At 40.7% G+C, this 19,892-nt stretch carries 16 protein-coding genes; 11 read left to right on the top strand and 5 right to left on the bottom strand.

The annotated features are described in order from the left end of the window. Window positions 1-8 precede the first annotated feature (8 nt). The 3 genes from ACUR5C_RS04130 to ACUR5C_RS04120 form a co-directional block, all read right to left on the bottom strand. A complete protein-coding gene (locus tag ACUR5C_RS04130; protein WP_454467093.1) occupies window positions 9-1,049 on the bottom strand; it encodes a DsbA family protein in 1,041 nt (346 codons plus the stop codon). A 183-nt stretch (window positions 1,050-1,232) separates the two neighbouring features. Next, window positions 1,233-1,622: a hypothetical protein gene (locus ACUR5C_RS04125; RefSeq protein WP_454467092.1), complete on the bottom strand. Its 390-nt coding sequence runs from the start codon at window positions 1,620-1,622 to the stop codon at window positions 1,233-1,235. 162 nt (window positions 1,623-1,784) lie between these two features. Continuing rightward, window positions 1,785-3,248, bottom strand: a complete 1,464-nt coding sequence (locus tag ACUR5C_RS04120) for an aminotransferase-like domain-containing protein (RefSeq protein ID WP_454467091.1) — start codon at window positions 3,246-3,248, stop codon at window positions 1,785-1,787. Window positions 3,249-3,511: 263 nt separating this feature from the next. Between ACUR5C_RS04120 and ACUR5C_RS04115 the strand changes: the two genes are divergently transcribed. Next, the gene (locus ACUR5C_RS04115; protein ID WP_454467090.1) at window positions 3,512-4,516 is read left to right on the top strand and encodes a DMT family transporter; all 1,005 of its coding nucleotides are present in this window, start codon (window positions 3,512-3,514) and stop codon (window positions 4,514-4,516) included. Window positions 4,517-4,703: 187 nt separating this feature from the next. On the opposite strand, the gene ACUR5C_RS04110 is transcribed toward ACUR5C_RS04115, so the two are convergent. Beyond that, the gene (locus ACUR5C_RS04110; protein WP_454467089.1) at window positions 4,704-5,696 is read right to left on the bottom strand and encodes a GlxA family transcriptional regulator; all 993 of its coding nucleotides are present in this window, start codon (window positions 5,694-5,696) and stop codon (window positions 4,704-4,706) included. 166 nt (window positions 5,697-5,862) lie between these two features. Here ACUR5C_RS04110 and ACUR5C_RS04105 point away from each other — a divergent pair, with 166 nt between their 5' ends. The 7 genes from ACUR5C_RS04105 to ACUR5C_RS04075 all read left to right on the top strand — a co-directional run bounded on the left by ACUR5C_RS04105 (window position 5,863) and on the right by ACUR5C_RS04075 (window position 14,474). Next, window positions 5,863-7,710, top strand: coding sequence for a beta-ketoacyl synthase (locus ACUR5C_RS04105; protein WP_454467088.1), 1,848 nt, complete (start codon window positions 5,863-5,865; stop codon window positions 7,708-7,710). 216 nt (window positions 7,711-7,926) lie between these two features. After that, complete coding sequence (locus ACUR5C_RS04100; RefSeq protein WP_454467087.1) at window positions 7,927-9,264, top strand: chalcone isomerase family protein; 1,338 nt, start codon at window positions 7,927-7,929, stop codon at window positions 9,262-9,264. Window positions 9,265-9,613: 349 nt separating this feature from the next. Beyond that, window positions 9,614-10,054, top strand: a complete 441-nt coding sequence (gene sufU, locus ACUR5C_RS04095; protein ID WP_454467086.1) for a Fe-S cluster assembly sulfur transfer protein SufU — start codon at window positions 9,614-9,616, stop codon at window positions 10,052-10,054. Between the two features lie 6 nt (window positions 10,055-10,060). Further along, window positions 10,061-11,047: an XdhC family protein gene (locus ACUR5C_RS04090; protein ID WP_454467085.1), complete on the top strand. Its 987-nt coding sequence runs from the start codon at window positions 10,061-10,063 to the stop codon at window positions 11,045-11,047. Window positions 11,048-11,050: 3 nt separating this feature from the next. Continuing rightward, complete coding sequence (locus tag ACUR5C_RS04085; RefSeq protein WP_454467084.1) at window positions 11,051-11,740, top strand: nucleotidyltransferase family protein; 690 nt, start codon at window positions 11,051-11,053, stop codon at window positions 11,738-11,740. Window positions 11,741-11,759: 19 nt separating this feature from the next. After that, entirely contained in the window at window positions 11,760-12,227 is a 468-nt protein-coding gene (locus tag ACUR5C_RS04080) for a (2Fe-2S)-binding protein (RefSeq protein WP_454467083.1), read from the top strand. Then, window positions 12,228-14,474 (top strand): xanthine dehydrogenase family protein molybdopterin-binding subunit, encoded by a 2,247-nt coding sequence (locus tag ACUR5C_RS04075; protein WP_454467082.1) that lies wholly within the window; start codon window positions 12,228-12,230, stop codon window positions 14,472-14,474. Window positions 14,475-14,795: 321 nt separating this feature from the next. Here the strand turns inward: ACUR5C_RS04075 and ACUR5C_RS04070 are convergent, their stop codons facing one another. After that, a complete protein-coding gene (locus ACUR5C_RS04070; RefSeq protein ID WP_454467081.1) occupies window positions 14,796-14,942 on the bottom strand; it encodes a hypothetical protein in 147 nt (48 codons plus the stop codon). Window positions 14,943-15,025: 83 nt separating this feature from the next. Here ACUR5C_RS04070 and thrA point away from each other — a divergent pair, with 83 nt between their 5' ends. Genes thrA through thrC form a run of 3 tightly spaced genes read left to right on the top strand, consistent with a single transcriptional unit; the run spans window position 15,026 to window position 19,798 of the window. Next, window positions 15,026-17,482 carry a bifunctional aspartate kinase/homoserine dehydrogenase I gene (thrA, locus tag ACUR5C_RS04065; protein ID WP_454467080.1) on the top strand — a complete coding sequence of 819 codons (2,457 nt, stop codon included), beginning with the start codon at window positions 15,026-15,028 and terminating at the stop codon, window positions 17,480-17,482. A 30-nt stretch (window positions 17,483-17,512) separates the two neighbouring features. Then, entirely contained in the window at window positions 17,513-18,469 is a 957-nt protein-coding gene (thrB, locus tag ACUR5C_RS04060; protein ID WP_454467079.1) for a homoserine kinase, read from the top strand. Between the two features lie 42 nt (window positions 18,470-18,511). After that, on the top strand, window positions 18,512-19,798 hold the full coding sequence (thrC, locus tag ACUR5C_RS04055; protein WP_454467078.1) for a threonine synthase: 1,287 nt from the start codon (window positions 18,512-18,514) through the stop codon (window positions 19,796-19,798). Window positions 19,799-19,892: the final 94 nt, after the last annotated feature.

Below are 19,892 nucleotides of genomic sequence, written 5' to 3'. Positions count from 1 at the left end.
AAGCAGATTTAATTTTTTGGCTTAGCGCTTAGTTCTGCTTCAATTTTGTCGACAAATACACCTAAAGGTTGCGCTCCTTGCAGTAATTTACCGTTAATAAAAAACACTGGCGTTGAGGTGACTCCCACTTGAGCTCCTTGGCGCATGTCTTGGGCAACTTTTTTAGCGGGCCTTATGCTTGCTAAACAGGTGTTAAATTCTTGATAATTTAATCCTATTGATTTCGCGCTATCTTTAATAACACCTAAAGACAAATTGCGCCTTTGGCTAAACATCTGATCATGTAGCTGCCAAAAATACTGATTACTTTGTTCTGCAGCACAAACTCCTGCTTCAGCAGCTATTTGTGCATTCTTGTGAAAGTCGAGTGGATAATGCTTATAAACCACTTTAATTGAGTCGGGATATTTCTTTAGCAACTGGCGTAATGTTGCATCGGCTTTTTCACAATAAGGACACTCAAAATCTGAAAACTCAATAATGGTTACCGGTGCATTTTTAGGGCCTCTAAAGGGTGAGCCGCTAATGTCGATTTGTGCGCGATGTTCAGTTGGTGGAGTTAAGTTAATTTTAACTTGGTGTTTTTCTGCTTGTTGCCAAAACCACTTATCAAGCGCATTCGCAATACGAGTATTTTCAATATACTCTTTTATTTGATTGATTACCGTCGGATTGATTTTTTCTTTCGCTATACCGCGCTCTTTAATAAAGGCTTGGACTTCTTGTGTAGTCACCTCTTGGTTAGTGACTATATATTTAAAAATATAATCCGAATCACTTAAGCCAGAGCTGCGCGGGTCTTTGCGTATCAGTTTAGGCACTAAAATCGACTTTAGTTGACTAAAATATAGGTCGTAAACTGCTTTCTTGGCTTTATAGAGATCTTGCTGAATACTTTTCTCCGCCTGAGCATAGGTGATTTTTTCACCGTCAATTTCGGCAAGCACTTGTTCAGCAACCGCAATTTGACTATTTAATGCAATCCAGCCGCTAATACAATTAACAAGAACAATCTGACACCAACTGCGCCGCAACATTTTTAAGTTCACACACCACTCCCAAAGCATAAAGTCAAACTAGCCATTAAAAGTGCACTGCTAAAAGCTATTTCGCTGGATAGACTGCACATGCTAGATAAAGTCAGGCCATACTAATAGTTAAGACAGGGTGATTCAACCGATAGTTACTTTCAGCAAAAACATTTTCTTTGCCTAAATCGCTAATAAATTTAGCTAAGCGTCTTTAAGTGCCGCTTGATACTCTCTTTCTGACATGTCGAGCTTTATTGCACGCACAAAGTCACTACCTTGGTCAGCGTCGGCTCTTGCAACACTTAAACTGATTTGATTACTTTGGCTGCCGGGTAGCTTGGCGCTAAGTTTTAAATCGTCCACGCTAATGATAATTTTGTGACCAAAAATGCTTTTTTTAAATTGCACTTCTTCTATGTGCTTTAAAGGAAGCTCAACTTCTTTGACATCCGACTTAATCATGCCTAATAGCGAGTCTTGAGATTGGTATTGCAACAGTATCGAAGTGTCTTTTAATGCAAGCAGTCCACTCGACTCCATTAACCCTTCATAACTACTTTGTAATTTAACTGCGATGCTAATTGATTTCATTGTTTCACCTCGATAAAAACCCAAAAAATAATACTTAGTATTCACTTAATCGAACTAAATGAAGATAAATTCCGTTTTAGCCTACCTCTTTTACTGAGTCTCAGAGTTTTAATATTTATTACAAATTATTTGACATAAACTACTCATGTAGCGGTGACAAAGTTAACTCACTTTGTTTAAGTGTTGCTGAGCCAGTTGCTTAGCTAGCCTAGCCAGTTCAATAACAGCACTTTCAACTTGATTGGTCCAAGGTAAGCCAAAGCTAACTCTAGCGCAGCGCTTATATTTACCCGAAGCAGAGAATAATACGCCAGGAGTAATACTAATACCGGCTTTAACGCTCAGTCTAAACCACTCAATGGCATCACAACCAACCGGTAGCTCTAACCATAAAACACCACCGCCTTGAGGGTTTGAAACTCGCGTATTGCTGGGAAAATGCTCTGCAATTAAGGCTAACATGCGATCTTTGTTTTGCCTTAGCACTTGCCTTAAGCGCCTAATGTTGCGTCCAAAGTCGCCACTTCGAATGTATTCGGTTAACACCATTTGATTTAATAACGACGAAGAACAAGAAAAAGCGCGTTTTAAGCCTTTCGCTTTTTGTTCGTACTGGTGAGTTAAAATCCAACCTATGCGATAGCTTGGCGCTGCAGTTTTAGAAAAGGAGCTACAAGTAATCACGAGCCCCTTGGTTGAATAGGCACGCATAGGCAGTATTTCTTCATCACAAAAGCTTAACTCACCGTATGCATCGTCTTCTATTAAAGGAATATTGTAAGACTCGATTAACTTTACCAAATGCTGGCGTTTGTTATCCGGCATGCAGGAGCCAACGGGGTTATTAATTAATGAAGAAAAAACACAGGCTTTTACCTGATGGGTTTCAAGAGTTTGCTTTAAATCATCCAAACAAATTCCATCTTCAGCACAAGTTGGAATTTCTAAAGCTAACATGCCTAGGTTTTCTATTAACTCTAAAATCCCAAAGTAAGTTGGTGACTCCACTGCAATAATATCGCCAGGTTTGGCTACGCATTGAACAGCGATAGCTAAGGCTTCTTGAGCGCCGTTAGTAATGACAATATCTTGTTGGTCGACCATAACGCCTTTTTCTATATAACGCTGCGCAATTTCTCTTTTAAGCGGTACATATCCATCCATAGGACCATAAGCCATAGCATTAGGCCCAGAAGAATTAAGCACTTTGCGCATAATACGCGCCAAGGTTTTATCTGGAGGTGAAGCCATCACAGGGTGCGCTACGCCTAAGGGAATAACATTAGGGCTGTGAACAGCATCGTAAACTTCTTCAATGAGGGTTTGGCAACGAACAGATATCGGTTTTCGAATAAAGTTAGGCCTTTTAGGTGATCCCATAGGAACATTCGCTGACTTTAAAAAGTATCCTGACTTAGGTCGAGCCTCTACTTTACCTAATCGCTCTAGCTCAATATAAGCTTGCTTAACTGTAGGAATACTCACTCCAAGCTGACTACTAAGCTTACGCAAAGAAGGTAATTTATCTCCCGGCCTTAAATTGCCGGATGTTTGCATTGCCTGAATTAAATCGATGACTTGTTGATATAAAAAGTGCTGACTGTCTTTTTTTAAAGTTGTTGCCACTTTATTCTCCAGCGCAGGTATTGAGTTATTTACAATCTAGCTTATTGTTTTTAAAGCGAATTTTTTTAATGCATTAATTTGACCTAAAATGCACAAGGCGCGGCACAACTTTAACACAACATCTGTACAGGTCATATTTTAATTTTTCTGTATATGTTAGGTATACAATTTAAGCGTATAGTTAAGCCTTATTAAAACCAATAGCAGTGCTAATGTGCACTTACTGGTTTACTCGAGTTAAATTAATAACAAAGGCGCAAGCGATGAATCCTTCATCATATTTAAACTCTTTTCTTTATCTGCTCACAGTTCTCATTTGGGGATCGACTTGGCTTGCCATAGAGTTTCAACTGGGTGAAGTTGCGGTTGAAGTTTCGCTCATTTATCGATTTGGTCTCGCCGGAATTTTAATTATTGCATTTAGCCGGCTGGCAGGTCTTACCTTAAACTTTAGTTTAAAACAACACGGTTATATTGCGCTGCTCGGCTTGTTTAATTTTTGTTTAAATTATGTCGCATTATACGAAGCGCAAAAAACCATTTCCTCGGCCATTACTTCTATTGGCTTTTCTTTATTGCTACTCATTAACATTATTAATACACGCTTATTTTTCGGCAAGCCAATAAGCATTAAAACCTACTTAGGCGCTGTGGTTGGGGTGGTTGGAATTTGTGTTTTATTTTGGCCTCAAGTGGCTAACTACCAATCAAGTCCAGGGAGCGCAATAGGTATTGTGCTCATTTTGGTAGGCACTCTGTTTGCTTCCTTCGGCAATATGATTAGTGTGAGAAATTCAAAAGATAACTATCCGGTACTGCAAACCAGTGGTCTTGCCATGTTATATGGTACTGCTTTTTTATTAGTTTTTGCGTTTTTTAATCAATCAGAGTTTACCCTCAGCAGTGAACCAAGTTATTGGTGGTCATTAGCTTACCTTTCAATTTTTGGAACTGTAATTGCTTTTTATTGCTACTTTATTCTGCTAAAAAATATTGGTCCAGAAAAAACCAGTTATAGCATTGTATTATTTCCGGTTGTCGCAGTGATTCTCAGCACAATTTATGAGGACTTCCCATGGACAGGTTTTACTATTGGTGGTTTTTTACTCGTCGCGAGCGGTAATTTAATTATGCTAACTCCTACCCAAAAAATAATTAATTGGCTCAACTCACTGCGCGCCAAGCAACCAGACGTTGTGATAAAGACAAAAGTAGAAAAAGTTATTCAAGACAATATTGCTGCTACCAGCAAAGAGTGTGTGGACTAATAAGACTTCCTACAGTCCGTAGTTAGTTTGTTAAATTCAGCTTTAGCCATATCATAATACAAGTCTTTAAATAGCTAGCTGGCTTGATATTATGGCCCTTTGCCCACTCATTTGAGTGGGCTTTTTTATTTGAATAGGCTTCAAGCGATTGCGAAAACTAAAGTAAACAAAGTTTAATCACCTATCGCTACTCTAAGTTAAATAACTTGCCTCTTACCATTTCTCTATATTCGGAAGCGGTTAATTGATTTTTTTTCTTAAACTGGCGCGAGAAATAAGCAACATCTTTAAAACCTACTTGATCAGCAATATCTTGGTGGCTTAAGTTGGTTTTTTTTAACAACTCTCTCGCGGCTTGTATTTTTAAGTCTATTGCATAGCCCAAAGCAGACTTCCCTACCGCGGCTTTAAAACGCCGCGAAAAATTACGCTCACTCATATTGGCCAGCTCGGCCAAAGACTTGAGGGTAAATTTTTGCGCATAATGAGTTTGCATCCATTGTTGTACTTCAATAATTCCTTCATCTGGGTGGCGCGCAGCACCGCTACTAAACCAAGGCTTATCATAAGTACGATTAATTTCGTGAGAGAAATGTTGCTCGATTACTTGACCAACCGACTTATCAAAATAAGTTTCAATAAAGTACAAAGTTAAATCAACTAAGGCATTTATACTGCCACAACAAAATAGGTTTCCTGCCTGGGTAATAAAATGATGACGCTGTAAATGAACTTTAGGATATTTACGTTCAAATTCGTCAAAGTAATACCAATGCGTAGTGGCTGCTTTAGCATCCAAAACTCCGGCTTTGGCTAACAAGCACACCGCGGTTCCCGTAGCAACAATTTGTACTCCGTTGCGGTGCTGCTCAACAATCCATTCGATAAGCTTTGGAGAGCGATCAACCACCACATCGGGGTTGCCCCATATTGGCGGTAAAAATATCGTTTTGGCTTGTGGTGCATTGTCTAAACCAAACTGAGGTACCACTAGAAAGCCTTTAGCAAAGTTTATGGGTTCATTTTGCTTGCTGTTAGCCCCTACAACATGGCACTTCCAATGACGATTTTTAGAGCGATTAATTCTCGCAACCGAGGTTGCAGCTGCAATCATTTCCATTGGTAGACTTAAGCTTGTAGAAAGCGCATGAGGATAACAAACAAAAACTGAAGGGTTCATAAGCGACCAATGAGGTTCAAATAAGGCTGCAAATGGTGAATAAATGCTCAGCTACAACAATGGCTGAAATATGCAAGCGATTGGCGTGATTGTCCTACAACATTTATACTCAAGTCAAATAAACTACCCACATTAAATTTTATTTGTTCTATTTAGGTTATTAGTAATGCAAAAATTGCCAGTTATCGTAGGTTTTGGTGGTATAAACGCCGCAGGAAGAAGTTCATTTTTTCATAGTTATAGACGTATGGTTCACGAGGTTTTGTCGGAAGAACAACTGACTCCTATGTACCAAGGTTTAGCTAAGCTTATGGGGCTAGAAAATAGCGATGACAAAGAGCATATGTTGGAACATACGCTTATTCGCAAAATAGAACCACAAACTTTTGATTTAAACAAAGTTAGCACTCACCGTAAAACGACTATGAGTAGCAATGGGGGAGAAATTAAATTTCAAACCAGCAAGCGCCAACTTCCTAGTCAAATTCCAGAAAACTGGCAAGTTGAGGAGCTTGGCGGCGGCAAAGTGAGTGTTAAAGTAACCGGTGATATGCAAGTCATGACCACAGATAGCTATACACCAGCGGTTACTAGTGCAGCCCAACTTCCTACCGGATTTGACCCAGCCAAGCTTTATTCATCGCGCAATCAACCTAAAGGACTCCAACTGGCAGTGTTTGGTGCGTCTGATGCACTCCATTCAGTGGGTATTGATTGGGATACTATTTTAGAGCAAATCAATCCAGACGAAGTCGCGGTATATGCTGCTTCAGCTATAGGCCAGCTTGATGAGTTTGGTGGCAAAGGGCTAAGTCAGGCTATGCTAAAAGGCGGACGAGTAACTTCCAAACAAATGCCGCTCATGCTCTCTCAAATGCCAGCTGATTTTGTTAACAGTTATATGATTAACAGCGTTGGAACTACTGGAGCTAACTTAGGTGCTTGCGCAACCTTTCTTTATAATTTGCGCCAAGCAGTGGGCGATATTCAAGCAGGAAGAGCGCGAGTTGCCATAGTAGGCGGTGCCGAAGCGCCAATTGAGCCCGAAGTTATTGAAGGATTTAAAGCAATGGGGGCGCTCGCAGAAGACTCACAATTAGCTGCTTTAGATAACAGTGAGACTGTGGATAACCGCCGTGCTTGCCGCCCATTTGCAGAAAATGCTGGGTTTACCATTGCTGAAGCATCTCAGTTTTTTGTATTAATGGATGATGAGCTTGCTGTTACTTTAGGCGCCACTATCTATGGCAGTGTTCCCGACGTATTTGTCAATGCAGACGCTAATAAAAAGTCTATTTCATCGCCTGGTGTTGGTAACTACATTACTGTTGCTAAAGCCATGGCATTGGCGAAAAACATCTTAGGGGAAGAAGGCGTTAAACAGACTTTTGCTCAGGCACATGGCACCGGTACTCCACAAAATCGAGTAACTGAATCTCACATTTTGAACGAAGTCGCGAAAACTTTTGATATTACCCACTGGCCTGTTGCCGCGATTAAAGCCTATGTCGGTCACTCATTGGGGCCAGCAGGCGGGGATCAACTTGTTGCAACTTTAGGCGTTTGGGAATACGGCTACATTCCAGGAATTAAAACCGTAACTAAAACGGCAGATGACATTTACAGTTCAAATTTAGAAATTTGCTTAGAGCATAAATTTGTTGGCGAACAAGGCTGCGAAATGAAAGCAGCGATACTAAACTCTAAAGGCTTTGGCGGGAACAATGCGACTGGTTTAGTACTGTCACCTCACGTCACCTTAGAAATGCTAGAAAACAAGCACGGTAAAGCTGCCATGCAGAGTTACTTAGAGAAAAATACTGCCGTTAAAGCAAAAGCGAATAGTTATGACCAAGCCGTCACTGCGGGCGACTTCCAAATTGTTTACCATTTTGGTACTGAAGTCATGCAAGGCGAAGATATCAGTATCACCAAAGAAGGAATAAAGCTAAGCCAGTTTAAAAATCAGCTAAAATTTAGCACTCAAAATCCTTACTCTGACTTCTGCAAATAACGCTATAACCAAACCAGCTAGCCTTGTATAAGGCTAGTATATTTAAAAGCGGTAGCTGGTATGCCGCGTCTTCATCTAAATCAAGTGGCCGCAGTTATTCGCTTACATACTAGCGGCTTTATTGAATTTTTAGGCCTCACAATCTATTAAGCGCGAAAAAATCCTTTTTCTGCTATAATAATCAAGATTTTAGGACTCATTGAGTTGGTTTTTTACATGAATAGATCGATCTTTACCTTTTGGTGTTTTATTTTTATCACTTTTGCACTAGTGGGCAATAAAACTTTAGCCGCTGAGAAGCTCCAAGACCTCCCCTTAGCCAGCTTAGCCATACACGAAAAACACCAAGTTCCAATTTTTTATGCGGCAGTGTATGCAAACCAAGTAACTGATAACGCGACCATTTTTGATGAATATACGCCTATTAGAATGGAGTCACGCTTATTGGTTGAAAGTTATTCGTCTCGCCAAATGCACCAAATGTGGGTTGGGGCTATTTTAATCAATACGCCTAGAACTGAATTAAAAGAGTTGGCCGATCCTTTCCTTATTTTTAGCCAACTAATAAAAGTTGATCTGGTAAAAGGCGACCACTTAGTCTTTGACTATAATGCAGACCAAGGCACCAAAATTATTCTAAACGGTACTTTGCTAGGACAAGTCAGCGATACTCGCTTTCAAAAGGCGTTAACAGCTGCTTGGTTTGGAAACCGCCCACCGTCAAAACCCTTTGGCCAAAGCATCCGCAAAGCACCCAATAGCAAAGCGATTGCTGCGTTTGAAGCAATCCAACCTAGTAGCCAGCGAATTGCTCAAGTGGCTAGTCGATTTGCTAAGTCCAACTCGTCACAAGCAGTCGCAGAAGAAACCGCAGCAGAGCCAGCAGAGATAACTAAGGTAGCCAAAGTAGAACCACAGCAAAATACCCAGCCTGCGCCTAAAAAACAGCCAAACCCAAAAACGCTTGAAGTAAAAAAGCCTGTGCAAGTTCAGCCTAAAAAGAGTGACACCAAACCAACTAAGAAAGTGGCCGAAAAACCAAAAGCGGTTTCAAAAACGACTCAACAAGCGCCACCTAAACAAGTTCCAACGAAACAGGTTCAACCTAAAAAAGCGCCAGTAAAAAAAGCGACTCCCAAGCCCAAGGCGACTAAACCAAAGGTCGCAAAAGTTGAAAAGCCAAAACAAGAAAGCAATGATATTTTAGATTCAATGATTGCTACTTTAAAACAAGATTATGTCGACGAAGTAACTGACTACATTGAGTCTAAAGCGCGTCCCAAGCCGCCCCGAAGCATCAGGAAATTATCTAAAGATATACCGCAATTGAAAGTAACGATTATTCGCAATGGTAGCAACGCTAAAGTGACAGCTGCTGAAGTCATTTCAGGGGAGTTTTTAGACGCAATGAAAGCCGAGCTCAAAGAGTCGGTACTTGAGCTTAGAAGCTTGCCCGCTTTCCCAGACTCAATACCAGATAGTCAACTAGAACTATTGGTTACACTTGACCTATCTAAATGTAAGCGCTCAACCTCAGCGTGGATTTGTCTATAACAAAACAATTTAGCGCTAACCAAAAATTATTACTTGGGTTAGCGCTAAAGCTCCCCTGCTCCTCGCTTTTAAAATTTCTTCGATCTTTCGTTTAACCTAAGTAAAAACAAATACCAAATTTTAACGCTATTTAGCATCTCGTTTTAACTTGGTTATTTATCGACTAAACGCGTATCGCTTTAGGCTTATCAGGTAATGCTTTAGAATTTAACGTGACGTCTTTCGTCAGTGGGTTTTATGCGAAAGTAGTTATTCCTAACTACAAATGTGCTATTTTGTAAAAATAGATGAAAAAATCCACTCGTCTCAACCCGTTAATTAGCGCCAAGCATCAAGAATTGAGATTTTAATGAGTATTCAAAAACTATATCAAGAGACTATTAAGCAGCATAACCAAGCACCAATAGGCTATGCGGCATCATTTAAGGCAACTCACCAAAGTGAAGGAGTCAATCCGAGTTGTGGCGATGAAATAACTTTAAAAATTCAATTGCATCCACAGCATTTAATCATTGAGAAAATGGGGTTTATAGGTGACTGCTGTGCGATATGTAAAGCTGCTTGCTCTATCTTAAGCCAACATGTTATTGCTCAGCCCGTTGCTGCAGTCGTAAGAGACTTCCAAAGTATTCAGCAAAACTTCTGTCAGAAAGAGTCGATAACTTTAGATTCTTTCGAGTGCTTCTCTGCGGTTAATCAGTTTCCAAGTCGAGTGAATTGTGCACTGCTCCCGTGGCATACGCTGATCAAAATGATTAGCCCTGCAACCCAAATTAAAGCGAGTTATTAATTACTCATGCTCAATTTAATCGACAGCCTTAAGCAGTTTGAACCGAATAAGAATTACGTTTTAGTGATCATTCTTGAAACCCATGGTTCAACCTATCGCAAAGCTGGCACATTAATGTTGGTTGATGAAACAAATCAATACTGGGGATTAATTAGTGGCGGCTGCTTAGAAGGCGATATTGTCGCGCATTGTGAGGATCTTTTTAAACAACAAGAAGATAAAATTATTCATTATGATATGCGGGGTGAAGACGATTTAGTTTGGGGAATGGGGCTAGGCTGCGATGGCGCAGTTAATTTGTTATTAAAGTATCTTCCCGCAAAACAGCAGCATTGGCATTTTTTTGATGGGCTTAAGTGGCTAAGCCAAGGGGTAAATGTTGACCTTACCATCAACACGCTAAAACCATTTAATCTAACTGTAGAGCCTAATTTGGAAAAGCCAAAAGGCTTGGTGCAACAACGCACAGCAATACAAAACAATCAGCTTCATATTTTTCTTCCAGCAGTACTCAATGTATTAATTTGTGGCGCGTCTCCAGATGTCCACCCGGTAGCGCAAATGGCTCAGCTAATGGGTTGGAAAGTTACGGTGATAGATCATCGAAGAGAGTGGTTACAACAGCCTAAATATTTTGGTGAGGCGACAGTACTTCAAATAAAAAAAAGCCAGTGGGCAAGCTTTAAGATTGAGCAATTTAATGCTGCGATTATTATGAGCCATCAATTTGAGCGAGATCAGCAATACCTTGCTAAAATTTTAGATAGTCATATTGCTTATATTGGATTGCTCGGTCCTAGCAAGCGCAGAGATCAACTTTTACAAGCCTGCTCAGCTCAATTCTCTAATCTAAAAGGAAGAGTGTTTGGGCCAGTCGGCTTAGACATAGGCGCAGATACGCCTGAAACTATTGCTTTGGCGATTATTGCCGAGATTCAAGCAGTTAGATCTAAAAAAACAATAACCAGTTGCTATCAAGACGCGCGGCGCTAAGTCATGAAAATACTAACACTAACACCGCACGACAAAACAACAGAGAGCCAAGCCTCATCTAATCCAGCTCTGCAGAGTTTAAACTTAGCTGGCGTAGTGATAGCCGCAGGAAATTCATCGCGATTAGGCGAAGCTAAACAGTTAATAAAATTATTCGACAATAACTTGCTCACTCATTCAATCAAATTACTCAACCAAGTTAGCCACAATAGCTTTTGTGTTGTGGGATATGAAAGCGAAAAAATGTGCTCCGAAGTACCCGCGGGCCTTGCTGAGTTCATTGTTAATTCCAATTGGCAGCTCGGTATGGGTACATCTATTGCTTGCGCCGTTAATCGTATTAAGCATCACTTTAATGGAGTGCTTATTTGCCTTTGTGATCAATGGAAACTTACCGCGCAAGACTTAAAAACACTGACGCAAACTTGGCATAAAAACCCGCATAAAATTATTGCCAGTCGTTATTTTGACAAGGTTAGACAAGAATGGGTTAGTGGCGCTCCTTGTATTTTTCCGCGTAGTTATTTTAAAGAGTTACTCAACTTGAAAAATACTGGAGCTAAATATTTACTAGAACAAGAGAAACACAACGTAATTAATTTAGACCTCGCACATGCTGCATTTGATATCGACACTCCTCAAGACTTGGCGGCACTTTTAAAAACCTATCCTAAATCACAGCGGGATAGTTGATTAATTTTAAACGGAGAGAATGATGATAAAACTAACTATCAATGGTCAGTCAAAAAGCTTAGACATTGATCCAGACATGCCATTACTTTGGGCGCTGCGCGATATTGTTAAACTGACTGGAAGTAAGTATGGTTGCGGCAAAGGGTTATGCGGTGCCTGTACCGTTCACTTAGATGGTCAACCCATTCGCTCCTGTGTGATGCCTATTTCTGCGGTCGAAGGAAAATCAATTACCACCATTGAAGGCTTATCTGAAAATGGTGACCACCCTGTACAAATTGCTTGGCAACAACTCAATGTACCGCAATGTGGTTATTGCCAGTCAGGTCAAATTATGTCGGCGTCAGCACTGATTAAAAGTAACCCCAATCCCAGTGATGAAGATATCAACAATGCCATGTCTGGAAATATTTGTCGCTGTGGCACTTACCCAAGAATCAGGGCTGCCATTCATTCGGCTGCAAAGCTTGCTCGAGAGGTTAAGTAAATGCAAATTAAAAATTTAAGCCGACGAAATTTTATTAAAGCAGCCGGTCTATCAAGCAGCAGTCTGGTGCTTGGTATTCAGTTTTCTCATTCACTCGCAGCAACACCAGCAGAGGATTCAGAAAGCCACTTTTCACCTGATGTTTTTGTCTCAATCGCACCAACAGGTCAAGTGACAATTATTAGCCACCGTTCAGAGATGGGACAAGGCGTGCGCAGTACTTTACCGTTACTAGTCGCAGATGAGCTGGAAGCTGACTGGCAAAGAGTGACTGTTGAGCAAGCGATAGGTGATCAAAAATATGGTAGTCAAAATACCGATGGCTCACGTAGCGTGAGAAAAAATTATCACAAGCTAAAAGAAGCTGGAGCAATACTGCGCACTATGTTGCAACAGGCTGCTGCACAGGTATGGAAGATTCCCGTTGAGCAAGTGAAAATTTATAATCACCAAGCTATCAACCAATTGAGCAAGCAAACATTAGACTTTGCCGATTTGGTTTCAATAGCAAGTCGACTTCCCATACCAGCGCGAAGTCAGCTTCAGCTTAAATCCGCAAAAGAACAACGCTATATTGGGAAAGAGAACATTAAGCTATTAGACGAAAAAGCCATTGCCACTGGTAATACAATTTTCGGTTTTGATGTTGAACTAGAAGGTTTAAAAGTGGCAGTTATTGCGCGCCCACCAGTCGTTTTTGGTAAAGTGAAGTCTTATGACGCAAGCGAAACCTTAAAAGTCCCCGGCGTAATTAAAGTTATTGAAATGCCTAGCTTAAAAGCGCCCGCAGCTTTTAAAGCGTTAGGCGGCATAGCGGTTATTGCAGAAAATACTTGGGCTGCATTGCAAGGCAGAGACAAGCTTAATATCCAGTGGGATCATGGCGAAAATCAAAATTACTCAACCCAAAAGCACCAAGCCGTTTTTGAAAAAGCACTCACCAATCCGCCCCATATAATTAGAAAACGTGGCAATGTAGACAACGCAGAAGCGCAAGCAACAAAACAAATCAACGCAGAATATTACGTGGCAGGGCTTGCCCATGCGTCTATGGAACCACCGGCAGCTACTGCGCTTGTAAACGAAAACGGTGTTGAAGTTTGGGCTTGCACTCAAACTCCACAGTCGGCTCAGTTTAGTATTATGCAGCTACTGAATATTTCAAAAGAAGACGCAGCAAAAGTTAAAGTGAATGTTACGCTATTAGGTGGTGGTTTTGGCCGAAAGTCTAAGCCAGATTTTGTTGTCGAAGCGGTCTACTTAGCCAATGAAACCAAGCTACCGATTAAAGTCTTGTGGACTCGCGAAGACGATATTCAACATGGTTACTACCATTCACCGAGTTTTCAAAAACTGAGCGCTGGGCTTAATAAAGATAATAGCGTGGTCAGCTGGCGACATAGCATGGTTAACCACCCTATAGGCTCAACCTTTGATCCTAAAGCCAAAATTGCCGGAAGCGCAGACTTAGGCCAAGGCGATATTATGTATGATATTCCCAACATGCAAATGGAACTCGGTGAAAGTGATACTTTTATGAGAATAGGCTGGGTGCGTTCAGTAACCAATATTAATAACGCATTTGCAGCCTGTTCATTTGCTGATGAGCTGGCACACGAAGCAAAACAAGATCCAAAGAACTTTTTATTACAGCTAATTGGGAAAGATCAGCAAATTGACTTTGCTAAAGATGACTACAAGTATTCTAACTATGGCGAACCTATAGCAGACTATCCCGCAGATACCGCAAGATTAAAGCGCGTAATCAATGAAGTTGCCAAACAGTCTGGTTGGGGCAAAAAGCTCCCCAAAGGGCGCGCAATGGGAATAGCAGCGCATAGAAGTTTTTGCAGCTATGTGGCAACCGTAGTTGAAGTTTCTATGCAAAATGGCAAGGTCAAACTGGAAGCCATTCACAATGCAGTTGATGTTGGTAAAGTTTTAAACCCTGATAGAGTGCGCTCGCAAATGGAAGGTGCGGCTATTTTTTCCACTAGTTTAACTTTCTATGGAGAGATAAGCGCAAAGAATGGACAAATTGAGCAAAGTAATTTCCACGATTATCCCATGGCTCGCATTGATCAGTTTCCAGAAATTTATACGCATATTATTGAAAGCGATGAGTTGCCAACGGGCGTAGGCGAGCCTGGAGTCCCTCCCTTTGCGCCTGCGCTATGTAATGCCATATTTGCCGCAAGTGGTAAGCGATATCGCCGCCTTCCTTTAAACCAATTTAATATCGTTTAAATTTTCTACTTCGTTCCGTTTAGTGGCGTGTGTTTTTAAACTAAACGGAACATTTTACACTTGTGTTACTTGGTATAACAAAACGCTATTTGGAAAAATGAGCTAAAGACGCTAACCTCAATAAATATATTTTAGATGGCTATACTGCTGTTTAAGAAGGTTCGGTTATTTTGAAAACTCGCAGCCTCAATTTCAATCACTTAAAACTGATGCTGAGCGATATTTTTCTATTTAACAAGACTTCCATTAGCAGCAAGCACAGCAACCAACCAATTGGTAAATAAAATGAGCAAAACTAAATTACTAACGACAAATAGTAACTTATGTTTCTACAACGACAGTAATTACTACAACGACAGTAATTACTACAACGACAGTAATTACGTCAACGGCAGTTTTAGCTACAACGAAGACAATATCAATAACGGCGTTTACACCACCGGAACGATTATGCGCACCTTGCGTCATAAGGTCACTGGCTAAAATTTAATTCTGTTAATCGCCCGTGACTCTTAAATGACTCACGGGCTTTTTTTTGTAAAGGAAACAATATGCGAGTCCTCAAATTTGGTGGTTCTTCACTTGCTAGCGCTCAATGCTTTGTTGATGTGGTCAACATCATTCAAGCCGCTGCCGCACAAACTCCGCTTGCTATAGTGTTGTCTGCTCCACAAACAATCACGAATGAGTTTGACACGCTTATTACTCAGTTATCCGCAGGCGTCGACGCAAATCCGCAGTTTCAAACGATTAAAAATAAACTTCAAGCCTTACTAACGGAATCATCACAACACCTAAGTCAGCCAGAGGGCCAAGCACTCGCTGACGAATTTTTAAAACAAATTAACAAGCTAGAAGAGCTGATAAAGGGAGTCAAGCTTATTGGGCATATTCCCATTGCAACCCAAGCACAATTAATCTCCTACGGAGAAAGGTTTAGCGTTATGTTACTCAAATATTTGCTAAGCCAGTCAAACTATTCCATAGACTTGTTGGACCCGCTCGACTTTATTCAAATATCGCAAAGCTCGACAGAGCCAGTTGTGCAAATTGGTACCTGCCAATCACAATTTACACAGCGCTACCCAAAAATCGCGCATATAAGTTTAATGCCCGGCTTTTATGCAAAAGATACTAACGGCGATTACGCTATTTTAGGACGAAATGGTTCCGACTACTCAGCAGCGATTTTAGCAGCTTGCCTTGCAGCAGACAGCTGTGAAATTTGGACGGATGTTAGTGGCGTTTACAATGCAGATCCTCGCCTGGTAAAAGACGCACATATAATCAAGTCAATGTCTTATCAAGAAGCAATGGAGCTTAGTTACTTTGGCGCTAAAGTACTTCACCCGAAAACTATCGCACCTTTAGCTTATCACCAGATACCTTGTTATATTAAAAATACCAACGCACCCGACAGTCCTGGCACTTTAATATCCGACAAGGTGATTAGCCATAAAAGTGTTAAAGCCATTTCGCACTTAGAAGATGTCGCAATGATTAATGTATCAGGGCCGGGAATGAAAGGTATGGTAGGCATGGCTAGTCGTATTTTTTCTGCTATAAGCCTTGCCGATATTTCGATTATTATGATTAGTCAGTCTTCGGCGGAATACGCAATCAGCTTTTGTGTACCAGGCAAAGAATCAAAGGCAGCACTAAGCTGTTTGCAAGACGCTTTTTCTTTAGAGTTAAAAAATGCGCTACTCGACCCTATCAGTGTGAAACAAAACCTCAGCATAATAACTTTAGTGGGTGATAATATGCAGCAACAAAAAGGCGTTGCCGCTAAGTTCTTTAAAGCGCTTTCTCAAGCGAGCGTTAACATTATTGCTATTGCCCAAGACTCTTCAGAAAGAAGCATTTCAGCAGTCATAAGAAGCCAACGTTGCGAAGATGCGGTAAGAGTTTGCCATCAGCAGTTGTTCACTCAACAGTCCAATATTGATGTAATCGTTATTGGCTGTGGTACCGTTGGAACTGAACTAATTAGCCAAATAGAACGACAACATGCCTGGCTCAAAGAAAAAAATATTGGATTAAACTTAGTTGCAATTGCCAACAGTCAATCGGTCATATACGCCAGCCAAGGAGTTAGTTTTAACGATTGGCAACAGCAGCTAAAAAATTCTTCAATCCCATTTGAGTATAGTGCGCTTAAACAGTTTTTAAGCGACTCGCATTTAAACAATCCAGTGATTGTCGACTGTACTAGCAGCGAGGCCATTGCACAGCAATATGCAAATTATCTTAATGATGGCTTTCACATAGTAACCGCCAATAAGAAAGCGAATACAGGACCTTATGAGTATTATATTGCTTTGCGCCAAATAGCCCAAAATAAGCAACGACGATTCTTATATGAAACAAATGTTGGTGCTGGTTTACCGGTTGTTGATAACCTTCAAGGTTTATTTAGAGCAGGCGATAGACTAATCGCATTTTCAGGTATATTGTCGGGATCTTTATCTTATATTTTTGGCGTGCTTAGCCAAGGTCAAAGTTTATCTGCCGCAACGCTAAAAGCTAAAGAGCTAGGTTTTACCGAGCCAAACCCTGCAGAAGATTTGAGTGGGTTAGATGTTGCTAGAAAAGTTCTGGTAATCGCTAGAGAGGCCGGCATAAAACTAGAGCTTGAAGATATCCAGTTAAGCGGAGTTGTACCGCCAGAGCTAGCCAATATTGATAATGCAGAAGAGTTTTTACTTAGGCTGCCGGAATATGACCATGAATTTCAACAACTCGTTAGTCGTGCGCAAAAGGAAAGCAAAGTACTGCGTTATATTGCCAGCATCAACAATGGTATTTGTCGAGTAGGAATACAAGCCGTTGATGAATCACACCCCTTGTATCATGTTGCCGAGGGAGAAAACGCTCTTGCGATTAACACTCAATACTATCAGCCGCGCCCTTTTGTAATCAGAGGCTATGGTGCCGGAGCGGAAGTTACTGCAGCTGGGTTATTTAGTGATATATTAAGAACTTTAGTGTGGGAAACATCTCACTAGCAGTAAGTCGTAATCAATTTTGGAAACGCCATGAAAGTTACCGCATTCGCACCAATATCTATCGGCAATTTAAGCGTTGGGTTTGACACTTTAGGCTTAGCACTAAAGCCTATCTCCCATCCGCCAGTAGGTGACTATGTAACAATTTGCCAAACAAAAAATTCACAGAGCCAGCTAAATGTAAGCGGAAGCTACGCGCACAAACTACCACAAGAACATCATGACAACATTGTATGGCGCTGCTGGAGAGTTTTTCAACAAAAACTAAAACAACAAAAAATTCCATTGCAACCTGTCGATATCGAATTAATTAAAGACATTCCTGTGAGTAGTGGTCTTGGCTCAAGTGCCTGTTCTGTTGTTGCGGCGCTAGTCGGATTAAATCAATTTTTTAACAAACCTTTTAACTCAGTAGAACTATTGAGGTTAATGGGACAGCTCGAGAGTGAAATTAGCGGCGGCTTACATTATGATAATGTAGCACCTAGCTTTTTAGGTGGACTTCAGCTAATGCACAATGACACTCATAGAATTTGTAGTCAGTTACCTATATTCAATGATGTTTATTGGGTCATTGCCTACCCTGATGTTAGCGTTAGTACCAAAGCGGCCAGGGAAATTTTACCTCAACAATATCCCCGGAAAACGCTAGTCGAGTCCGGTCAAAATCTTGCTGGTTTTATTCATGCCAGCTATCAGCAAGATAAAGTGTTTGCTTTTAAAATGCTTAAAGATGTAATTGCAGAACCCTATCGAAAAAATTTAATTCCGGGTTTTAGCCAAGCCAAGTCTGCGCTGTTAAAACTAGGCAGCTTAGCTGTCGGCATTTCCGGCTCAGGTCCCACTTTATTTTCCGCTTGTGATAACTTAGAACAAGCAAAGGTTCAAGCAGATTGGCTTAATCAACATTATTTAACAAGCGATCAAGGCTTTGTGCATATTTGCCAAGCCGATGTACAAGGTGCGCGAACAAACCTAAATCAATAGCGTATATTTAACTATTTTAACAGCTAACTTTAAGAGTGCTTAATGGTGCAATTCAATAATTTAAAAGACAATCAGCAAAAAATCGACTTTATTACCGCGGTAAAAACCGGGTTAGGTCGTAATCAAGGCTTATTTTTTCCTGATAAAATCCCCTCGCTAAATAATATTAATACGCTATTAGCGCTACCGACAATTGCAAGAAATACACAAATTTTAAAAGCGTTTGTTAACCCTGAAGTTAGCACGCAGGCGCTCAGTAGCATTATTGAAAATACTTTTACTTTTCCCAGCCCAATAAAACAGATTAATGCAAATACCCATTGCCTAGAACTATTTCATGGACCTACATTAGCTTTTAAAGATTTTGGCGCAACCTTTATGGCCAATTGTTTGCAACAATTTGGAACTAAACAACCGCTAACTATTCTTACTGCCACTTCTGGCGACACAGGGGCAGCTGTGGCCAGAGCATTTTATCAAAGCCCCAATATCCAAGTGGTGATTCTTTATCCTCAGGGTAAAATCAGTCAATTACAGCAAAAAATGTTTACCACTTTAGGCAAAAACATTACCTGCCTTGCAATCAATGGTAGCTTCGATGACTGTCAAGCGCTGGTTAAGCAGTGTTTTAATCAACCTAGCTTAGTTGCAGAGCTAGGCTTAAATTCTGCAAACTCCATTAATATTAGCCGCTTGCTAGCGCAAGTTTGTTATTACTTTGAGGCATTCTCACAGCTTACAGAAGCACAGCGTAACCAAGTGGTGGTGTCGGTACCAAGTGGTAATTTTGGTAATTTATGTGCCGGCATTATCGCTAAAGTATTGGGGCTGCCAATTAAGCGATTTATTGCTGCGACAAATTTGAATGATACTGTGCCACGCTACTTACAAAACCAAGAGTGGAGCCCACAACAAACAATCGCAACCCTCTCAAACGCAATGGATGTTAGCAACCCGAATAACTGGCCTCGTATTGAATATTTAATTCAAAGTGATCAGTTTAAGTTAAGTGAGCTAACTGGAATTGCCGTCAATGAACAACAAACCAAACAAAGCATGCAAGGCTTGGCAAAGCAAGGATATGTCAGTGAGCCGCATGCCGCGGTAGCCCACTATGCCCTTCAACAGTCTCTGCGCGATGGTGAAACAGGATTATTTTTAGGCACCGCGCACCCTGCCAAGTTTAAGCAGTCGGTTGAATCAGTATTAAATACAGAAATTGACATGCCAGCGGCAATTTTGCAGTGTGAGAAAAAAAAGGACTTATCCAAACATTTAAACGCAGATTTTGAACTGCTTAGCGACTTTTTACGTAATGGCTTAGAGTAATTGGAATAACCTTAAAAGTAATACGTTCTGCTCAAGATATTCAGTTATCTGTATTACTAAATTTAGAGCTTGCTTTTATGCGGAGCTATGAATA

It is taken from the genome of Aliikangiella aequoris, assembly GCF_053709105.1.
The sequence above is the reverse complement of the archived record's forward strand: the minus strand, read 5'-3'. Positions and strand labels throughout refer to the sequence as shown.